Raw genomic sequence first — 18,118 nt, forward strand, 5'->3', positions numbered from 1 at the left:
ATGAAAAAACTCAGACTCTATTACGAAGAACACAATAAAGGCCCGTTTAAACTGCTGTGGAAGCATTTTACCCAACAGCATTTTGCTTTTTTTGGTTTTATCACTTTGTTATTGTTGTTATTACTGGCAGTGTTGACGCCATTTTTAACACCCCATGATCCTTATCTGCAGAATTCACAACTGTTGCTGGTCCCACCCTCCTGGCAAAATTCCGGCTTGGTCTCCTACCCCTTAGGCACCGATGATTTAGGCCGTGATCTGATGTCACGCTTAATGCTTGGAACCAGTTATACCTTTGGTCTGGCGATTTTGGCGGTGCTGGGTTCACTGATCGTAGGGGTAATTCTGGGCGCACTTTCCGGGATGAGTAAAGGCGTTAAATCAAGTATTTTTAATCACTTACTGGATTTAGCGCTGACTATCCCTTCATTGTTGCTGGCCATTGTGATTGTTGCCGTGCTCGGACCAGGTTTGATGAATACCATCTGGGCCATCATGCTGGCACTGTTACCACAATTTGTGCATGGCGTACGCAACGCCATTCAGCAACAGCTTAAACAGGATTATGTAACGGCCTATCGGCTGGATGGTGCCAGTCAACGGCAATTATTGCTGTTTGTGATTTTCCCGAATATCTGGGAGCAACTGGTGCTGATGTTTACCATGGCCTTATCGACCGCGGTACTGGATATCGCTGCGCTTGGTTTTCTGAGTATTGGCGCACAGTCACCGACGGCAGAATGGGGTAGTATGATTGCCGATTCATTGGATTCAATTTATCTGGCCCCCTGGACTGTCGCGCTACCTGGCTTGATGATTTTTGTCACAGTGCTGGCGGTAAATCTGGTTGGTGACGGTATTCGGGTTGCGATGAAAAAACGGCGGGAAAACTGATGCAGCTTTTGGATATTCGTAATCTTACGCTGGAATTAAGCACACCTGACGGCATGATCCGGGCGGTCGACCGGGTTAATCTGAGCTTAAAGGAAGGTGAAGTTCGTGGCCTGGTTGGCGAATCGGGCTCCGGCAAGAGCTTAATTGCTAAAGCCATCATGGGTGTATTACACGAACGCTGGAAAGTCTCGGCCGATCGTTTTAATTGGTGTGGTCAGGATTTGCTGCGCCTGCCCTACCACGAGCAACGCCGGATCATCAGCCGCGATATCGCAATGATTTATCAGGAGCCCAGTCGCAGCATGGACCCTACTTCGCCGATTGGTGAGCAGCTGGCCGAGTCAATTCCGGATCATTTGCTGGAAGGTAGCTGGTGGCAACGCGGTTCACAACGCAAAAAGCGGGCTATTGCGCTATTGCACAAAGTGGGTATTCGCGACCATGCGGCAGTGCTCAGTAGTTATCCGTATCAGCTGTCGGAAGGCGTTTGCCAAAAAATCATGATTGCGATGGCGATTGCGAAAAATCCGAAATTGCTGATCGCCGACGAACCGACCACGGCACTGGAAAGTACTACTCAGGCGCAGTTGTTCCGATTATTGGCGAGCTTTAATCAGCTCAAAGGCACCTCGATCTTATTAATCAGCCACGAGCTGGAAACCGTTGCCCGCAACACTGATACCTTAAGCGTGCTGTATTGCGGCCAATTGGTGGAAGCTGGTGATACCGCCACCTTGTTAAAACATCCGTTGCATCCATATACCAATGCGCTGATTAAAAGCGTACCGGAATTTCAGCCGGATCTGGGTTTTAAACAGCAACTGTATGCGCTGCATGGCAGCATTCCGACCTTGCAACATTTGCCGATTGGCTGTCGTCTTGGGCCACGTTGCCCAAATGCCCGCAAAGAATGCGTTAAAACGCCGCTGTTCGAGCGTCAGCAAAACCATTACTTCAGCTGCCATTTTCCGTTGTCGGGGAAAACCAATGAGTAATCTGATTGAAGTCAAAGGCCTGAGCAAAAGCTACCAAAAAGCCCGAGGCATGTTTAGCCGCCACACCGTGCAGGCATTGTCGAATGTCAGTTTTAGCCTGGAAGCGGGTCAGACGCTCGCTATAGTTGGCGAAACCGGCTCTGGTAAAAGTACCCTGGCAAAATTGTTGGTAGGTATTGAACAACCGGACAGTGGCGAAATTCTACTGGCTGGCCAGCAACTGAACTGCGCTGATTATCAAAAAACCAATCATTTGATCCGGTACATCTTTCAGGATGCTGCCCGCTCACTGAACCCGAATCAAAAAATCGCCGATATCCTGCATGACGTGTTGCGCTACAGTACGGTGCTTAGTGTTGAGCAGCGCGAACGTAAAATCGCCGACACGTTAAAACTGTTAGGTTTACTCAACGAGCACGGTAACTATTACCCGCATATGTTTTCTGGCGGCCAGTTACAACGGGTCGCACTGGCCCGAGCTTTAATTCTCGATCCGAAAATTCTCATTCTGGATGAAGCTTTAACGGCACTGGACCCGTCGTTACGGGCGCAAATCGTGAACTTGCTACTGGAGCTGCAACAAAAAACCGGCCTGGCTTATCTACTGATCACCAATCAATTGCGGTTGGTGCGCCATATTGCCGATCAAACCTTGGTACTACATAAGGGCATAAGCCTCGATTACGGTGACACCAGCGCGGTATTTGAAAACCCTCAGCATGAGTACAGCCGTAAGCTAATGAAGAGTATTGAATATTAATTTGTATCGCCCCAGCGGTAGCGAGTTAGCTTGCTCATTTCCCTTTGTTAAAGCCTGAGTCTTAAAAACAAAACCCCGCCAATTGGCGGGGTTTTTATGCAAGCGATGCTTTATAACCTTTCAGGTTTAAAGATCCTGACTGGTCATTGCCGGTAAATTCCGGACAATTTCAGCCTGTTGCTTTAATGCTTCCTGCACTGCGATAAAATGTTGCTGGCCGATTTGCTGGGCAAACTGCTCCAGCTCGGCTGCTGCTGGCTCGGCAGTAGATGGTACATCTGTCACTTTCGTCACTAATACCAGTGAAACGTCACCAGATGCCAGCGCCGCAGTTCCGGCAGAGATTGGCTTAGTTGCGACTGGTTTTGGCAATTCGAAGGCTTTGGTTCTGATTTCTGCATCCAAAGCACCACCAAAACGCGGCGTGGCAGCTGCTGTTTGCAACGTCAGCTTTTCAGCGGCAATTAACTCACGAATGTCTTTACCTTCGTTAAATTGTGCCAGCAGTGCATCGGCTTTTGCCGTCGCCAGAGTGTTACTCTCTTTGGCAACCACTGCAGCTTGTACCTGAGCTTTCACTTCTTCCAGAGTTTTCACTTTCTCTGGTAAATGCTCAACTAACCGGGCAACGATTACATGTTGTGGCGCAAGTTCAATCACTTCAGTGTTTGTACCAGCACTAATAAATTCATCACCAAACACTGTATCGAGGAATTTCGGCAGGGCGAATGGTGCAACTGCGGTTTCACGAGAGAATAACGGCATGACTTTTACAGTGCTGTTAATTGCAGTCGCCGCTTCTTCTAAATTGTCGGCGATTTCAAAACTAACCTCGGCCAGCTTCTGCTGTAAATCGGCGAATTGCTCAGCAGCTTTTTCTTGTTGTACCGCTTCGGTAATTGCAGCACGAACTTCTGATAAAGGCTTGACGGTGCCAGCTTCAATTTCGGTCAGCTTGATTACATGGTAACCGAAGGATGTTTTAACCACACCTGACAAATCACCAGCTTTGGCCAGCGCATATACGGCATTTTCAAATTCAGGTTCCATCACGTCTTTGGTAATAAAATCTAAATCACCGCCATTTTCCGCTGAAACAGTGTCGGCTGAATGTTGCTTGGCCAAGGCGGCGAAATCAGCACCTTGCTGCAGCTGCTTTAACAAATCTTCAGCTTTAGCAGCAACCGCTTTATCTTCTTCTGCTGATTCCAACAGGATATGCGATACCCGACGACGTTCTTCAGTAGAATAACGGGCGGACTGCGCCTGATAATAAGCTTCAACATCAGCGTCAGTAACTTTAATGGTGCTGGCTAAATCAGTACCTTTAAGCTCGACATACTGCAGCGAAACTTGTTCCGGTGTCGCGTAGCTGCTTTGGTTTAACTGGTAATATTCAGCCAGTTTTTCGTCTGTGACTGCAACGGCCGCTGCAAAATCGGCAGCTTTTAACACTGCATATTCGATGTCGCGGTTTTGTTGTTGTAAAGACATCAAACTGCGCATTTCACCAGGCAGCGCAAACTCAGAACCGGCGACACCCACCATAAATTGGTTACGCACAAACTGCTCACGCAGGATGTCGCGGAATTTATTCGGGGTTAAATTGTTTTGACGCAATAATGCCAGGTAACGGTCATTGTTAAAGGTACCCTCTAACTGGAATTCCTGCATTTGCGTGATGGTTTTGATCAGCAAGTCATCGCTGATTTGCAAACCCAGTGTGTCGCTTTGTTGTTTAATCAGGGTTTCACCGATTAAGCGCTCCAGCACTGAATTGCGGAAGTTGTTCATATACTGTGGATCAGCGGCCAAAGTGGCAAACATCTCGCCAAATTGCTGCTCCATTCTGCCACGCTCGGTCTGAAGGCTTTCTTCAAACTTAGTCCGGCTGATTTCTTCGCCATTGACCACCGCAACCGCCTGGTCGCCGGTGTTGCCAAAGTAGCTGCTAACGCCGGATACGGCGAATGTCAGGATTACCAGACCCAGAATGACCTGAGCGACTATCCCTTTTGAACCTTCTCTGATCTTTTCTAACATGCTTGCTTCTTCTCTTATAACGGCAAAATGCTGGCTTAAAAAAAAAGCGCATCTTAACAGATGCGCCTTTCTTATAGAAGCTGTAACGGAACTCTTGCTACCTGCTGCTCAGAAGAACTGTGTCAGCGGTTTTGATTGACGAAGGTCAACCAGAATTCTTTTTAAGCTTTGCGACTGCACCAGCGCGCCGGCACAGTTTGCAAGTTTAGTTTACGCTGTCTTTTAACGCTTTACCTGGCTTGAACGAAGGGATCTTCGCAGAAGCGATTTGGATAGTTTCACCAGTTTGTGGGTTACGGCCAGTACGGGCTGCGCGCTCACGTACTGCGAAAGTGCCAAAACCAACCAGAGCAACTGAATCACCTTCTTTTAAAGCTTCAGTAACGGCTTCGATGAACGCGTCAAGAGAACGACCCGCTGCCGCTTTAGAAATGTCTGCACCAGCAGCAATTTTGTCGATAAGTTGAGACTTGTTCACAATATCATCCCCTTCAATTGTTATTATTTTCTACAACCAAATTGTAAGTACATTTTTGTAATGTCGGCATTGTTATATCAAGCATCCGAAATGCTTGCAAGCACAAATACAATGGACTTGAAAATTTCCTTGCGTCTCGCTAGCCCTTGTCGCACAAGGGCTGCAACGAAACTGCCCCTAAATTAGCACAGCCTGCGTAATTGAAAAGCCCCTAAACCACATTTTTTTGGGTTTTTTTCGCTTTTACGCTGCTTTTTTCCACATTTACCACAGACATACCGGTCGGCGGCTCTTGCAGCGCAAATTCAAGCACCTGATCTATCCACTGTACCGGACAAATTTCGATGTCGCCTTTGACGTTATCCGGAATGTCTTTTAAATCACGGACGTTATCATGCGGGATTAATACGCGTTTAATACCACCACGATGGGCCGCCAGTAATTTCTCTTTCAGGCCACCAATCGGTAAGACTTCACCACGCAAGGTGATTTCGCCGGTCATCGCCACATCAGCGCGCACCGGATTACCGGTTAAAGCTGAAACTAATGCCGTCACCATCGCAATACCTGCACTTGGGCCATCTTTAGGCGTAGCGCCTTCCGGCACGTGAATGTGAATATCACGTTTTTCGTAAAAATCTTCATTGATACGCAGCGTTTCAGCACGGCTTCTGACCACTGTCATGGCGGCCTGAATCGACTCTTTCATCACGTCGCCGAGAGATCCAGTGTGCGTAAGCTTGCCTTTACCAACCACTGCAGCAGCTTCAATCGTCAATAAATCACCGCCGACCGATGTCCAGGCCAGACCTGTTACCTGCCCAATACGATTACTGTCTTCGGCTTTGCCATAGTCAAAACGTTGCACGCCTAAGAACTCTTCCAGGTTATTCTGGTTAATCACCACGGTTTTCACCGTGGAATCGAGCAGAATTTTCTTCACTGCTTTACGGCAAAGTTTTGAAACTTCCCGCTCCAGGCTTCGAACACCGGCTTCACGGGTGTAATATCGAATGATGCCGACGATGGCACTATCTTCGATACTAATTTCGCCTTTTTTCAAACCATTGCGTTCAATTTGTTTATTAATCAAATGCTGTTTGGCGATATTTAGTTTTTCATCTTCGGTATAACCGGCCAGCCGAATCACTTCCATCCGATCTAACAAAGCTTCCGGAATGTTCAGACTGTTACTGGTCGCGAAAAACATCACGTCTGATAAGTCGTAATCAACTTCCAGGTAATGATCGCTAAAGGCCGAATTCTGCTCCGGATCCAGCACTTCTAATAAAGCTGCGGCAGGGTCACCACGAAAATCTGATGCCATCTTATCGATTTCATCTAGTAAAAACAGTGGGTTACGCACACCGACTTTGGCCATTTTCTGGATGATTTTGCCCGGCATCGAACCAATGTAAGTACGGCGGTGACCGCGAATCTCAGCTTCATCACGAACGCCGCCTAATGCCATCCGCACATACTTACGGCCTGTCGCTTTAGCAACTGATTGGCCTAACGAGGTTTTACCAACGCCAGGAGGACCAACTAAACACAAAATCGGGCCTTTAAGTTTATTCACGCGCTGTTGCACCGCAAGATACTCAAGGATCCGCTCTTTGACTTTATCCAGACCATAATGGTCTGAATTGAGAATTTCTTCGGCCAGCGCCAGATTTTTTTTCACCTTGGAGCGTTGCTTCCATGGCACTTGCGTTAACCACTCGATATAAGAACGCACCACTGTAGCTTCCGCCGACATCGGTGACATCATTTTCAGCTTGCTAAGCTCGGCCGAAGCTTTGGTTTTGGCTTCTTCCGGCATTTGTGCCGATTCAATTTTACGATTGATGGCTTCAAATTCGTCCGGCGCATCATCCAGCTCACCCAGCTCGCGCTGAATGGCTTTCATTTGTTCGTTGAGGTAATACTCGCGCTGGCTTTTTTCCATCTGCTTTTTGACACGACCACGAATGCGACGCTCCACCTGCAGGATGTCGATTTCGCTTTCCATCATCGCCATCAGGAATTCCAGACGCTCGGTGACATCGATGATTTCCAGCACTTTTTGTTTGTCATCAATTTTCAGCGGCATATGCGCGGCCATGGTATCAGCCAGGCGTGCAGCGTCATCAATACCAGATAAGGCGGTCAAAACTTCCGGCGGAATTTTTTTGTTGAGCTTGATGTAACCTTCAAACTGGCCGACCGCTGAGCGCAGAAACACTTCCTGCTCGCGGCTATCCATGTCCGGCGAAGTAACCACTTCGACATTGGCCATAAACAGCTCGTCAGTTTCAGTGAAGTTGACAAGTTTGGCGCGACGGCCACCTTCCACCAGCACTTTAACGGTACCATCGGGCAGCTTCAACAGTTGCAGAATAGTGGCGACAGTACCCACCCGGTACAAGTCAGCTTCGGCCGGATCGTCCAGCGTGGCATCTTTTTGCGCGACTAAGAAAATTTGCTTTTCGTTGTCCATCGCAGCATCAAGGCATTTTATAGATTTCGCCCGCCCGACAAACAATGGAATTACCATGTGGGGATAGACGACAACATCGCGTAATGCCAGAACCGGCATATGCAAACGTTCGACTGTTGCTTCTGTCATTCAATCTCTCTCGAATTAGTTACTGCAGGCGTGAATATCTGAGTATATGGGGTCAGGATCTGTCACTTCAATGCACCTGCTGAAAAAATGCTGGCAAAACATTAGGCTCTGTTAACCACTTAGGTATTTCTGGTTGGAAAGCCACTTTGCGGCACTGTTTTTTCTTGCCGAAAACCACTTCCACTAAGGGATACGGCTTTTTGGCAGTTTTTGTTCATCAGCACAGCGATCAAAAAAGGAGCCGAAGCTCCTTTTTATCTGGTTCAGTGTGATTCTGCCACCGCTTTTTCCGGATTTTCATAAATCAGGATTGGCTGCGATTCACCACGAATGACGGTTTCGTCAATCACCACCTTGCTGACATCCTGCATTGATGGCAGCTCGTACATGGTATCAAGCAATACGCCTTCCAGGATTGAACGTAAACCACGGGCACCAGTTTTACGCTCCATCGCTTTTTGCGCAATGGCTTTAAGCGCATCTTCGCGGAACTCAAGTTCAACGTCTTCCATCTGGAATAAAGCGGCAAACTGTTTCACCAGCGCATTTTTTGGCTGACTTAAAATTTGCATCAAGGCTGCTAAATCCAGTTCTGTCAGAGTTGCCAGCACCGGTAAACGGCCGATAAATTCCGGAATTAAACCGAATTTCACCAAATCCTCCGGTTCAACATCACGGAAACTTTCGGTCAAAGAACGATTTGATTCTTTGCTTTTTACTTCAGCACCAAAACCGATACTGGAGCCTTTGGCACTGCGTTGCTCGATAATTTTATCAAGGCCGGCAAAAGCACCACCACAAATAAACAGAATTTTCGAAGTATCCACTTGCAGGAATTCCTGCTGTGGATGTTTCCGGCCACCTTGCGGCGGAACCGAAGCAATAGTGCCTTCAATCAGTTTTAACAGCGCTTGCTGTACACCTTCACCTGACACATCACGGGTGATTGATGGGTTCTCTGATTTACGGGAAATTTTGTCAATTTCATCGATGTAGACAATACCGCGTTGGGCTTTTTCGACATCGTAGTCGCACTTTTGCAGCAACTTCTGAATGATATTTTCGACGTCTTCACCAACATAACCGGCTTCGGTTAACGTCGTCGCGTCGGCCATGGTGAATGGCACATCCAGTAAACGCGCTAAAGTTTCTGCAAGCAGCGTTTTACCGCTACCAGTTGGACCAATCAGCAAAATGTTACTTTTGCCCAGTTCAACATCTTGTTTGTGGGTGCTGGTGCGTAACCGTTTGTAATGGTTGTACACTGCAACTGCCAGAACTTTTTTCGCATGTTCCTGGCCAATGACATAGTCATCCAGATGGGTGCGGATTTCGCGTGGCGTCGGTAATTTATTACCATCGCGCTTCGGCGAAATGTCTTTAATTTCTTCACGGATAATGTCGTTGCACAGGTCAACGCATTCATCACAAATATACACCTGTGGACCTGCGATCAACTTACGCACTTCGTGCTGTGATTTGCCACAAAATGAGCAATACAACAGTTTGCTGCTTTTGTCGCCGTCGGTGCGGTGATCAGACATGGAACTACCTCTTTCACGTTGCAATGGTCGTTTCCTTCCGACCACCGCCAATTCAATTGTGAAGCACTTATACCCGTCATCCTTGAAGCCGCAGGGGTGTTGGCCGCTTTCGTTCACTCCAATAGCATAGACAGCTATGCTATTGGAGATTCGCTCAGTTGCCGCCTACCTTACCTGCAACTTCAATGCTATAGGGTATAACAGTCAATCCGTTGTGCTTTTTTGCAAACTTACCTAATAAGATCGGTCAAAAATTACTTGGCTTCGCTTTTAACAAAGATGGTGTCGATCAGACCATATTCCAAGGCTTGTTGTGCACTTAAAAAATTATCCCGCTCCGTGGCTTTGACAATCTCTTCGTAAGTCTTGCCAGTATGTTCGGCCATCAGGCGGTTTAATTTTTCCTTGATGGTCAGAATTTCCCGGGCATGGATTTCAAAATCTGTGGCCTGGCCCTGGAAACCACCCAAAGGTTGGTGGATCATCACCCGGGCATTTGGCAGACAATAACGTTTGCCTTTGGTACCACCAGATAACAGGAATGCCCCCATGCTGGCTGCTTGTCCGACACAAACGGTGGCGATATCACACTTGATATAGCGCATTGTGTCGTAAATGGCGAGGCCGGCGGTGACAGAACCACCTGGAGAGTTGATATAGATGTAGATGTCTTTTTCCGGATTTTCAGATTCCAGGAACAGTAACTGCGCGACTATTAAGTTGGCCATGTGATCTTCAACCTGACCGGTCAGAAAAATCACCCGCTCTTTCAGTAAACGCGAGTAGATATCAAAAGAGCGTTCACCTTTAGCCGTCTGCTCGATCACGATCGGTACTAATGCATTCACTAATTCATTCATATTTTGGTTTAACACCATCAGCTGGATCCCCTGGAAAAATGCGGCAGAAAATAAAATGGCCCGAACACTGCTGCCCGAGCCATTAAAACCGTCTAACTAAGCAAAGTCAATGTTAGTTGGCAGCTTGTGGATTCATTATTTCGTCAAACTCAGCAGCTTGCTCAGTCACTTTCGCCTGAGCCAGAACCAGGTCAATCGCCTGCTCTTCTAAAGCCACGTTGCGCATACCCTGTAACAGCTCTTTGTTGCTGTTGTAGTACTGCACCACTTCTTGTGGATCTTCGTAAGCTGAAGCGATAGTCGCGATTAATGCCTGAACGCGGCTGTCGTCTACTTGCAGGTTGTTGGTTTTAATCACTTCACCTAACAGCAAACCAACTTTAACGCGGTCACGAGCCTGATCAGCGAATAATGCCGCTGGCAGTTCTGGCAGGTTTTTCGCGTCAACGTTGTTACCAAAACGCTGCAGCGCCTGACGACGTAATACGTCAACTTCGCTTTCGATCAGTGCTTGTGGCACGTCCAGCTCGTGATTAGCCAGTAAGCCTTTGATCACTTGCTCTTTTACCTTGCCTTTGATGGTTTGGTTCAGTTCGCGTTCCATATTTTTACGTACTTCTGCATGCAGCGCTTCAACCGTTGTTTCAGCTAAGCCAAACAGTTTTACGAATTCTTCGTTCACTTCTGGCAGCACTTGCGTCTCAACAGACTGCAGTGTGATAGCGAACTGAGCCGCTTTGCCTTTTAAGTTTTCTGCGTGGTATTCAGCTGGGAAAGTCACGTCAATGGTGAATTGCTCGCCAGCTTTTTTGCCGATGATGCCATCTTCAAAACCTGGGATCATTCGGCCCTGACCTAAGTCCAGGCTGAAACCTTCAGCTTTGCCGCCTTCGAATTCTTCGCCGTCGATTGAGCCTACGAAGTCCATCTTCACGCGGTCGCCTGCAGCAGACGCTTTATCAGAAGCAGCCCAAGTGGCGTGTTGCTTACGCAGCGTTTCGATCATTTTTGCCATGTCGTCAGCTGAAATTTCAACAGTTGGTTTGTTGACTTCAACTTTGCTTAAACCGTTCAGTTCAACTTCTGGATACACTTCGAAAGTGGCAGAAAATTCCAGATCTTTGCCTTCAGCCAGTTGGCCTGGAGCAAAAGTCGGAGCACCAGCTGGTGTCAGTTTGTTGGCGATAATCGCCTGATAGAAATGGTTTTGCATCTGACGTGATGCCACGTCTTGCAGTACTGACAGACCAAACATTTTTTTGATCATGCCAACAGGCGCTTTGCCTGGACGGAAACCGTCGATACGACGATTTTTTGCAATTTGGCGGAGTTCTTTATCTACTTCAGTGCTGATTGCAGCGGCTGGAACCGTGATGTTAATACGGCGCTCTAAACCCTGGGTGGTTTCAACAGAAACTTGCATCTTGTTACCTCAAAATCAAAAACGGGCGTGGGGTTTACGCCATCATGCTTAAATCTGGCATGTTTCGCTTACTCAGCACTAGCCAACCAGATCCATTGTTTAATAGGACGCGGCATTATAGCGAGGGTTTTCGAAGACGTCGAGCATTTGTTTAAATCCAGCATTGGCGCGGCTTAGCGCCCTGTTTTCATGGAATTTTATGCTCATTTTTGTCATCAGGTTCGGCCAAAAGATGCTTCACCAGCAACCAACGGGGTTCCCCTTTACCGTAGTAATCTTCACTATAATTTTGCTCAATGAATCCCGATTTTTTATACAGATGTAGCGCCGCCAGATTATCAGGGGCTACCGTCAGCCACAATTGATGGGTTTGAGCCGGACAATGTAGCAGTAAATACTGCAACAACGCTTGCCCAACCCCCAAACCACGGCTTTGTTCGGACACCGCCAGCGACAAAATACCGAGACTGGCAACACCTTGCTGACCTGGCGCTGCCAGCAAATAACCAAGCAACTGCTCGCCTTGCCAGGCCAGTAGCAAAAAATCCGGCCACAAGTCATAGGCCTGCCGAAAGAAAAAATCCGGATACACCGCAGTGGCAAAAACTTGTTCTTCCAGCGCAGCGACGGCGGCAAGCTCTGCTAATTGCGCTGGCCGAATTTCAATTATGCTCGTTGTTTTCGCTACTGATGGATGATTGTGCATCTTGTCTATAAGCCCTTTCATTGAAAGCAGCAGTGTACCTAATCTCATGTATTGGCCGCAAATTTCCACGATAATCAAGGGGTCAAACCAGCTTTGCAGGCAAGTATCAAGCTGCTATGGTGCAAGCAGCTTTTTGTCCGCCAATTTTTTTAAAGTGATGCCGCTAAATGCCAGATATTGTGCAAAATAAAATGGAAATCGATTTGAATGCCGATATCGGCGAAGGGTATGACGACCGAGCTATCGTGCCCTGGTTGTCGTCGGCCAATATTAGCTGCGGTGCGCATGCTGGTTCAGAAGCTGAAATACGGCAGGCGCTTCAGCTATGCAAGCAACACAACGTTGCTGTGGGTGCCCACCCTTCTTACCCTGACCGACAAAATTTTGGTCGAAAAGCATTAGACATGCCGTTGCCGGAATTACGGGTCAGCCTTGGTCAACAGCTCGATTATTTCCTGAAGCTGACTGCCGAAGAAGGTGTAGCAGTATGCCATCTGAAAGCGCATGGCGCTTTGTATAACGTCGCCGCACAAGATCCACAACTCGGGGCAATGTTGTTGGAGCTGTGTAGCAAGTATCAGCTGCCTTTGATGACGCTGGCGCAAAGTCCGTTGCATTTAGCCGCCTTGCAGCAACAACTACCGGTGATAGCCGAAGCTTTTGCTGATCGTGCTTATCAGGCGAATGGCCAGCTGGTTTCACGAGCCCATGCCGGTGCATTGTTAACGGCCGACGCCGCCATTTCGCAAAGTTTGCAGCTGGTACAACAGCGGCAGGTACAGGCGCTGAGCGGCGACTTCATCACACTGCACGCTGAAAGCTTATGTTTACATGGCGACAGTCCGCAAGCGGTGACTTTAGCGCAGAAGCTACATCAGGCACTGTTACAGCAGCATATTTTGATCAAAGCAAAAACCTTCAAATCATTTTCATCAGAGGCACAATGGACCTTGTAAATTTATGGCCGTTGCTTGGCATCGGCGTGGTGATGCTGGGCTTTTTACTGAAGTTCAACCCGGTTTTGGTGGTGTTGGTGGCTGGCATTATCACCGGACTTGCTGCCTTGATGCCCATTCGCGAAATTTTGGCGCAGCTGGGTGAAGGTTTTTTAAAAACCCGCACTTTACCGGTGATTTTGTTATTGCCGCTTGCCGTGATTGGTTTAGCCGAACGCCATGGCCTGAAACAACAGGCGCAGAATTTTATCAAAAACCTTAAAGGTGCGACCGTTGGCCGTTTGCTGACCGTGTATCTGGCGGCACGGGAAAGTACGGCGGCTTTGGGACTGACCAGTTTGGGCGGTCATCCGCAAATGGTTCGACCGCTGCTGGCGCCAATGGCGGAAGCTTTAGCTGAGCAGCGCTGGCCGAGCATTCCTGAGCGCATTCGGGAGAAAGTCAAAGCGATGGCGGCGGCTACCGACAATATCGGCTTGTTTTTTGGCGAAGATATTTTTGTCGCCTTTGGTGCCATCGTGTTGATGCACACCTTTTTGCGCGAATCTGGTATTGAAACCAATCCGCTGCATATTGCACTGTGGGGCATTCCAACAGCCTTATGCGCTTTTGCCATTCATGCTTATCGGTTGCGGCAAATGGATCAGATGTTACGCCGGTTGCAGGCGCAAGCTGCCAGTGTCGAGGTGAATTCGACAACATCCGCGGCCAGCCCTGCCACAAAGTCGGGAGATCAAGCATGATTTCCTTATCTTTTTTGTACATTTTAGTCGGACTGATTTTACTCTGGACTGCGATTTTAACACTGCTGAATAAAGAGCAACCGAGACGTTTTGCCTCAGCTTCATTCTGGGGCTGTTATGCCTTAGTATTTTTAATCGGCGATTACCTGCCGCATGAAGTGGTCGGGCTGATGGTAGTCTTGCTGGCGCTGCTGGCCGGTTTTGGTGCCCTCAGTAGCGCCGTGCCGAAAATGTTGGCGCCGGAGCAACTACAACAATCACTGACGCGCATTGGTAAAAAAATCTTTCTGCCAGCTTTGCTGATCCCTTTTATCACCGTCTTTGGCGTACTGGTGTTGGGGCTGATTGGTAACGACAACTGGCGCTTACTGGATCCAAAAAATCTAACTTTGGTCAGCCTTGGGCTTGCCTGTGTGGTGGCTTTTATCGCCGCTTGCTGGCTGACCCGGGAAAGCCCGGCTCAAGGCGGTATCGAAGCTAAACGTTTACTTGAAGCCATGGGCTGGGCGGTGTTGTTGCCACAACTATTGGCAACGCTTGGCTTATTGTTTAACAACGCTGGTGTTGGCCAGGCAGTGGCCGTGCTGACCGAAACTTATCTGGCGGTCGATCACAAACTCATCGCTGTCGCAACTTACGCTATTGCGATGGCGTTATTTACGATGATTATGGGCAATGCCTTTGCCGCTTTTCCAGTGATCACTGCCGGTATTGGAATTCCGGTATTGATCATGCAACATGGCGCCAATCCGGCGGTGATGGCAGCGATCGGCATGTTCTGTGGTTACTGCGGTACCTTGATGACACCAATGGCGGCGAATTTTAATATGGTGCCAGCTGCGTTACTGGAACTCAAAGATCAACATGCAGTGATTAAAGCGCAAACGCCAACTGCGGTTATTTTGTTGATTTGTAACATTTTCCTGCTGTATTTTTTGGCGTTTTAGGCTTTTGAACATTTAGGGCTTGAACATATTGATATTTCAGCAGCACCCGAACAGGACTTCCAAATGCGAACAATACTTTTAACCGGCTTTGAACCCTTTGGCGGTGAAGCCAGCAATCCATCCTGGGACGCCGTAAAGCAACTGGATGGTTGGCAACCAGATGACGAAACTGTGGTTCGAGCGCGACAGCTGCCCTGTGTGTTTACCCAAAGTTTGTCGGTGCTTGATGCTGAACTGACCGCGCTGGATCCGTCGCTGGTGTTAGCACTTGGTCAGGCTGGTGGCAGAACTGCATTTAGTCTGGAAAAAGTGGCAATTAATTACAACGATGCGCGGATTGCCGATAATCAAGGGCAACAACCGCTCGCGACTGCCACGGCCGACGACGGCCCGGCGGCCTATTTCAGCACCTTGCCGCTGAAACACTTGGTGCAACAGTTACGACTGAACGGTATTCCGGCTGAAGTTTCTTTTAGCGCCGGTACTTTTGTCTGCAATCATGTGTTTTACGGACTGATGCATGCGCTTGCCGCTAAACCACAGGTGCGGGCTGGTTTTATTCATATCCCTTATAGCCCGGAACAGGCGGCACATCATCAAAGTGCCAGTATGAGTACGGCTTTAGTGGTGGAAGCGTTGAAAATCTGCATTCAACTCAGTCTCTTACAGCAACCGGATATTCTGTTGGCGACTGGTCAACTGGATTAATCAATCGCGCGATGTCATTTGTTGGTCGTCGACTGAGCAGCTCTGCCACAGTGACAAACCGAAACCCTCTGGCTTTCAGACCCTGAATAATTGCAGGTACTGCCTGCAAGGTTGCAGCGCGACTGTCGTACATTACGTGCAACAAAATGATCGACCCCGCCCGCGCATGTGTGACGGTATATTCAGCCAATAACTTTGGATCCTGAGTCAGCTGCGGGAAATTCTCCGGCGCAACATCCCAGGTCACAGCAATCCGCTGATGTTTCGCCAGATACCGCGGCAGCAGAAACAGTTTCTTACCATAAGGCGGCCGAAAATAATAAGGTTCGGGTGCACCACCGGCTTTGAGCAACGCATCGGTTGTTTCAATTTCGCGGGCAATAAAACCAGGCGTTTTAAATAACATCCGTTGATGACTGTAACTGTGATTACCTACCTGATGGCCAGCGGCCAGAATTTGGGTCAGTAGATGTGGGTGTGCTTCAAGTTCGGAACCGGTCAGAAAAAACGTCGCCGGAATATTTTCCGCGGCCAGGATTTGCAAAATTTGTTCGGTTTTGCCCGGCGTCGGGCCGTCATCAAAAGTGAGCGCGATTAACGGCTCGGTGGTATCAACCCGATGCACCAGGGTGCCGAGCATTTGAAAATCGGTCAGACTGGAAATGCGCCACAGTGCGGCTGAGCTGAACAACATCAATACCAGTAGCAACATCGCTTTGATTTGCATAGTTTTCCGACTTTGTCCTTGGTCGTAATCGGGACGCTAGCGCAGCATACAAGCCGCCTGCGACCCCCGATGGTAAGTGATGGGTCAACGCTCTGCGCCTAGACGCATGACAACGCTGACAAAAGTCTGAACGTTAAGCAAAATCAATGCCTTAATTTACCTAAAGCAGTTAGCCGAGCCACGACGCTGGTATAGCGCCGTGTGGGTATGAAAGGTACTGTACAACTTCAGGATCGATGCTGAGTCGCTGTAAATTATTTTGACACTTTCTCAGCTTTTTGCTGCCGTAGCCCTATCGAAACCCGATACGACAACACAGCAGCATCCATCGCGATTGAGGTGGTTCATTGAAGTGGTTAGTTAAAACCGGGTCACCCGATAAGGCAGTGCTTTTTTAAGCGCGGCTGCATCACCTTGCATGTTTTGGATTAACAATTCGGTGCTGACTGCCGCCAGCGTCAACCCTAAATGCTGATGGCCAAAATGCAGCCACAACCCTGGTAGATGACTTCGACTAATCACCGGTAGCGAATCAGCCAATGTTGGCCTTAGTCCCGACCAACAGGCTTCGGGTCCCACCTGACTGATCGAGCCTGCAAGCTCTGGCCATAAGGCTTCGCCGTGACGCCGCAGCAAAGTTGCCCTTTGCCAGTTATCGGCAGCTTTCAGTCCGGCAAATTCCACCGTCCCCGCCAGGCGCAAACCATGTTGCATCGGCGTCATAATCATTTTTCGATCAAAAGAAGCGACCGGGATTGCAGGCATTGATGGTGGGCTGGTCATCAGGTGATAACCGCGTTCTGCTTCAAGTGGCAGCTGATAGCCGAGAGGCTTTAGCAGTTGCTTGCTATAGGCACCGGTACAAAGCACCACTGTTTTTGCTGTGATCTGCTTTGTCGCTAAGGTTAATTGCAGCGGCGCCGTGGCTGACGATGCTAACGCCGGTACTGTTGCCTGTGCAATCGCCAGCACTTTTTGTTGTTCAAATCGCCCGCCCATCCCTAGAAACCATTGATATAACCGCTGATTTAATAATGAAGGCGACAGCGTATGACCGACTTCCTCAAACAGAATGGCATAACGCACAGCACCGGAAAGCCCCGGGTAATTTTGCTGCAGCTGCTTTTGGGTCAAAATACTTAATGCCACACCTTGCGCACGATAACCTTGCGCCACCTGCTCCACTTGCGCCAATGTGCTTTGCTCAAAGACCAGCAAACTGCCCTGATAACGAAGTAAATCACTGCAGCTTGCGTCGTTTGCCAGCCGTTGCCAGGCCGCAATAGCATCCTGCAATAATACCTTTAATGCCTCGGTATTGGCCTGCCTGGCTCCTCGCAACATTTGTCGGAGAAACCGGTAAAAAAACGGTAACGCCCGCCAGAAATAGCCTGGACGGATGGCTAATGGGCCGAGTGGATCGAGCAGGAAGCCCGGCAACTTTGGTAACAGAGCTGGATCTGCCAGCGGAAATACCTGTTCAGTCGCCAAATGGCCGGCATTGCCAAAGGAACAACCGGCTCCCACCCCATTTGGGTCCAATAACAATACCTGCTGACCTTGTTGCTGTAAACGGCACGCCGTCACCAGACCAATCACCCCGGCGCCAATCACCACAGTTATTTCTGCACTTAAGCTGGAATTGGCATCAGGCTCCGAACTGCTCTGTCCAGTAACGATTTTGGTATTAATCTGCATATTTCACCAAATTGGATATTGTATACAA

At 48.6% G+C, this 18,118-nt stretch carries 15 protein-coding genes and 1 pseudogene; 7 read left to right on the forward strand and 9 right to left on the reverse strand.

What is annotated here, in order from left to right:
• From A5320_RS14795 to A5320_RS14805, 3 genes are read left to right on the forward strand one after another with little or no spacing between them, the layout of a single operon-like run.
• The gene (locus A5320_RS14795; RefSeq protein WP_068066239.1) at positions 1 to 894 is read left to right on the forward strand and encodes an ABC transporter permease subunit; all 894 of its coding nucleotides are present in this window, start codon (positions 1 to 3) and stop codon (positions 892 to 894) included.
• Positions 894 to 1,889, forward strand: a complete 996-nt coding sequence (locus A5320_RS14800) for a peptide ABC transporter ATP-binding protein (RefSeq protein ID WP_068066242.1) — start codon at positions 894 to 896, stop codon at positions 1,887 to 1,889. The genes A5320_RS14795 and A5320_RS14800 overlap by 1 nt, the downstream gene beginning before the upstream one ends.
• Positions 1,882 to 2,649 carry an ATP-binding cassette domain-containing protein gene (locus A5320_RS14805; protein ID WP_068066244.1) on the forward strand — a complete coding sequence of 256 codons (768 nt, stop codon included), beginning with the start codon at positions 1,882 to 1,884 and terminating at the stop codon, positions 2,647 to 2,649. Before A5320_RS14800 ends, A5320_RS14805 begins: the two co-directional genes overlap by 8 nt.
• 126 nt (positions 2,650 to 2,775) lie before the next feature.
• Here A5320_RS14805 and A5320_RS14810 read toward each other — a convergent pair whose 3' ends face one another.
• From A5320_RS14810 to A5320_RS14840, 7 genes and pseudogenes are all read right to left on the reverse strand, one after another.
• On the reverse strand, positions 2,776 to 4,692 hold the full coding sequence (locus A5320_RS14810; protein WP_082971791.1) for a SurA N-terminal domain-containing protein: 1,917 nt from the start codon (positions 4,690 to 4,692) through the stop codon (positions 2,776 to 2,778).
• Positions 4,693 to 4,897: 205 nt separating this feature from the next.
• Positions 4,898 to 5,170 (reverse strand): nucleoid-associated protein HU-beta, encoded by a 273-nt coding sequence (gene hupB, locus A5320_RS14815; RefSeq protein ID WP_031565609.1) that lies wholly within the window; start codon positions 5,168 to 5,170, stop codon positions 4,898 to 4,900.
• A gap of 282 nt (positions 5,171 to 5,452) precedes the next feature.
• Positions 5,453 to 7,778: pseudogene (lon, locus tag A5320_RS14820) on the reverse strand (endopeptidase La); the annotation flags it as partial.
• A 263-nt stretch (positions 7,779 to 8,041) separates the two neighbouring features.
• Positions 8,042 to 9,322 carry an ATP-dependent protease ATP-binding subunit ClpX gene (clpX, locus tag A5320_RS14825; RefSeq protein ID WP_068066250.1) on the reverse strand — a complete coding sequence of 427 codons (1,281 nt, stop codon included), beginning with the start codon at positions 9,320 to 9,322 and terminating at the stop codon, positions 8,042 to 8,044.
• Positions 9,323 to 9,576: 254 nt separating this feature from the next.
• The gene (gene clpP, locus A5320_RS14830; protein ID WP_197490126.1) at positions 9,577 to 10,200 is read right to left on the reverse strand and encodes an ATP-dependent Clp endopeptidase proteolytic subunit ClpP; all 624 of its coding nucleotides are present in this window, start codon (positions 10,198 to 10,200) and stop codon (positions 9,577 to 9,579) included.
• Between the two features lie 94 nt (positions 10,201 to 10,294).
• A complete protein-coding gene (gene tig, locus A5320_RS14835) occupies positions 10,295 to 11,605 on the reverse strand; it encodes a trigger factor (RefSeq protein ID WP_068066253.1) in 1,311 nt (436 codons plus the stop codon).
• Positions 11,606 to 11,792: 187 nt separating this feature from the next.
• On the reverse strand, positions 11,793 to 12,332 hold the full coding sequence (locus tag A5320_RS14840; protein WP_197490127.1) for a GNAT family N-acetyltransferase: 540 nt from the start codon (positions 12,330 to 12,332) through the stop codon (positions 11,793 to 11,795).
• A 146-nt stretch (positions 12,333 to 12,478) separates the two neighbouring features.
• Here A5320_RS14840 and pxpA point away from each other — a divergent pair, with 146 nt between their 5' ends.
• The 4 genes from pxpA (at position 12,479) to pcp (ending at position 15,665) form a co-directional block, all read left to right on the forward strand.
• Complete coding sequence (pxpA, locus tag A5320_RS14845) at positions 12,479 to 13,267, forward strand: 5-oxoprolinase subunit PxpA (protein ID WP_082971793.1); 789 nt, start codon at positions 12,479 to 12,481, stop codon at positions 13,265 to 13,267.
• Positions 13,255 to 14,010, forward strand: a complete 756-nt coding sequence (locus A5320_RS14850; RefSeq protein ID WP_068066258.1) for a DUF969 domain-containing protein — start codon at positions 13,255 to 13,257, stop codon at positions 14,008 to 14,010. The genes pxpA and A5320_RS14850 overlap by 13 nt, the downstream gene beginning before the upstream one ends.
• The gene (locus tag A5320_RS14855; protein WP_068066260.1) at positions 14,007 to 14,957 is read left to right on the forward strand and encodes a DUF979 domain-containing protein; all 951 of its coding nucleotides are present in this window, start codon (positions 14,007 to 14,009) and stop codon (positions 14,955 to 14,957) included. The genes A5320_RS14850 and A5320_RS14855 overlap by 4 nt, the downstream gene beginning before the upstream one ends.
• Positions 14,958 to 15,020: 63 nt before the next feature.
• The gene (gene pcp / locus A5320_RS14860) at positions 15,021 to 15,665 is read left to right on the forward strand and encodes a pyroglutamyl-peptidase I (RefSeq protein WP_068066263.1); all 645 of its coding nucleotides are present in this window, start codon (positions 15,021 to 15,023) and stop codon (positions 15,663 to 15,665) included.
• Here the strand turns inward: pcp and A5320_RS14865 are convergent.
• Positions 15,613 to 16,392: a polysaccharide deacetylase family protein gene (locus tag A5320_RS14865; RefSeq protein ID WP_068066267.1), complete on the reverse strand. Its 780-nt coding sequence runs from the start codon at positions 16,390 to 16,392 to the stop codon at positions 15,613 to 15,615. The two genes, pcp and A5320_RS14865, sit on opposite strands and share 53 nt — an antisense overlap.
• A gap of 360 nt (positions 16,393 to 16,752) precedes the next feature.
• A complete protein-coding gene (locus tag A5320_RS14870; protein ID WP_068066270.1) occupies positions 16,753 to 18,090 on the reverse strand; it encodes an NAD(P)/FAD-dependent oxidoreductase in 1,338 nt (445 codons plus the stop codon).
• Positions 18,091 to 18,118 lie beyond the last annotated feature (28 nt).

Source organism: Rheinheimera sp. SA_1 (genome assembly GCF_001669775.1).
Classification (GTDB): domain Bacteria; phylum Pseudomonadota; class Gammaproteobacteria; order Enterobacterales; family Alteromonadaceae; genus Pararheinheimera.

Bases quoted from the DNA above. Each gene is read 5' to 3' on its own strand.
- clpX (WP_068066250.1), bottom strand. From the start codon at position 9,322: ATGTCTGATCACCGCACCGACGGCGACAAAAGCAGCAAACTGTTGTAT.
- A5320_RS14870 (WP_068066270.1), bottom strand. From the start codon at position 18,090: ATGCAGATTAATACCAAAATCGTTACTGGACAGAGCAGTTCGGAGCCT.
- A5320_RS14810 (WP_082971791.1), bottom strand. From the start codon at position 4,692: ATGTTAGAAAAGATCAGAGAAGGTTCAAAAGGGATAGTCGCTCAGGTC.
- A5320_RS14855 (WP_068066260.1), top strand. From the start codon at position 14,007: ATGATTTCCTTATCTTTTTTGTACATTTTAGTCGGACTGATTTTACTC.
- pxpA (WP_082971793.1), top strand. From the start codon at position 12,479: ATGCCAGATATTGTGCAAAATAAAATGGAAATCGATTTGAATGCCGAT.
- A5320_RS14865 (WP_068066267.1), bottom strand. From the start codon at position 16,392: ATGCAAATCAAAGCGATGTTGCTACTGGTATTGATGTTGTTCAGCTCA.
- A5320_RS14850 (WP_068066258.1), top strand. From the start codon at position 13,255: ATGGACCTTGTAAATTTATGGCCGTTGCTTGGCATCGGCGTGGTGATG.
- pcp (WP_068066263.1), top strand. From the start codon at position 15,021: ATGCGAACAATACTTTTAACCGGCTTTGAACCCTTTGGCGGTGAAGCC.
- A5320_RS14795 (WP_068066239.1), top strand. From the start codon at position 1: ATGAAAAAACTCAGACTCTATTACGAAGAACACAATAAAGGCCCGTTT.
- clpP (WP_197490126.1), bottom strand. From the start codon at position 10,200: ATGGTGTTAAACCAAAATATGAATGAATTAGTGAATGCATTAGTACCG.
- A5320_RS14805 (WP_068066244.1), top strand. From the start codon at position 1,882: ATGAGTAATCTGATTGAAGTCAAAGGCCTGAGCAAAAGCTACCAAAAA.
- tig (WP_068066253.1), bottom strand. From the start codon at position 11,605: ATGCAAGTTTCTGTTGAAACCACCCAGGGTTTAGAGCGCCGTATTAAC.
- A5320_RS14800 (WP_068066242.1), top strand. From the start codon at position 894: ATGCAGCTTTTGGATATTCGTAATCTTACGCTGGAATTAAGCACACCT.
- A5320_RS14840 (WP_197490127.1), bottom strand. From the start codon at position 12,332: ATGAAAGGGCTTATAGACAAGATGCACAATCATCCATCAGTAGCGAAA.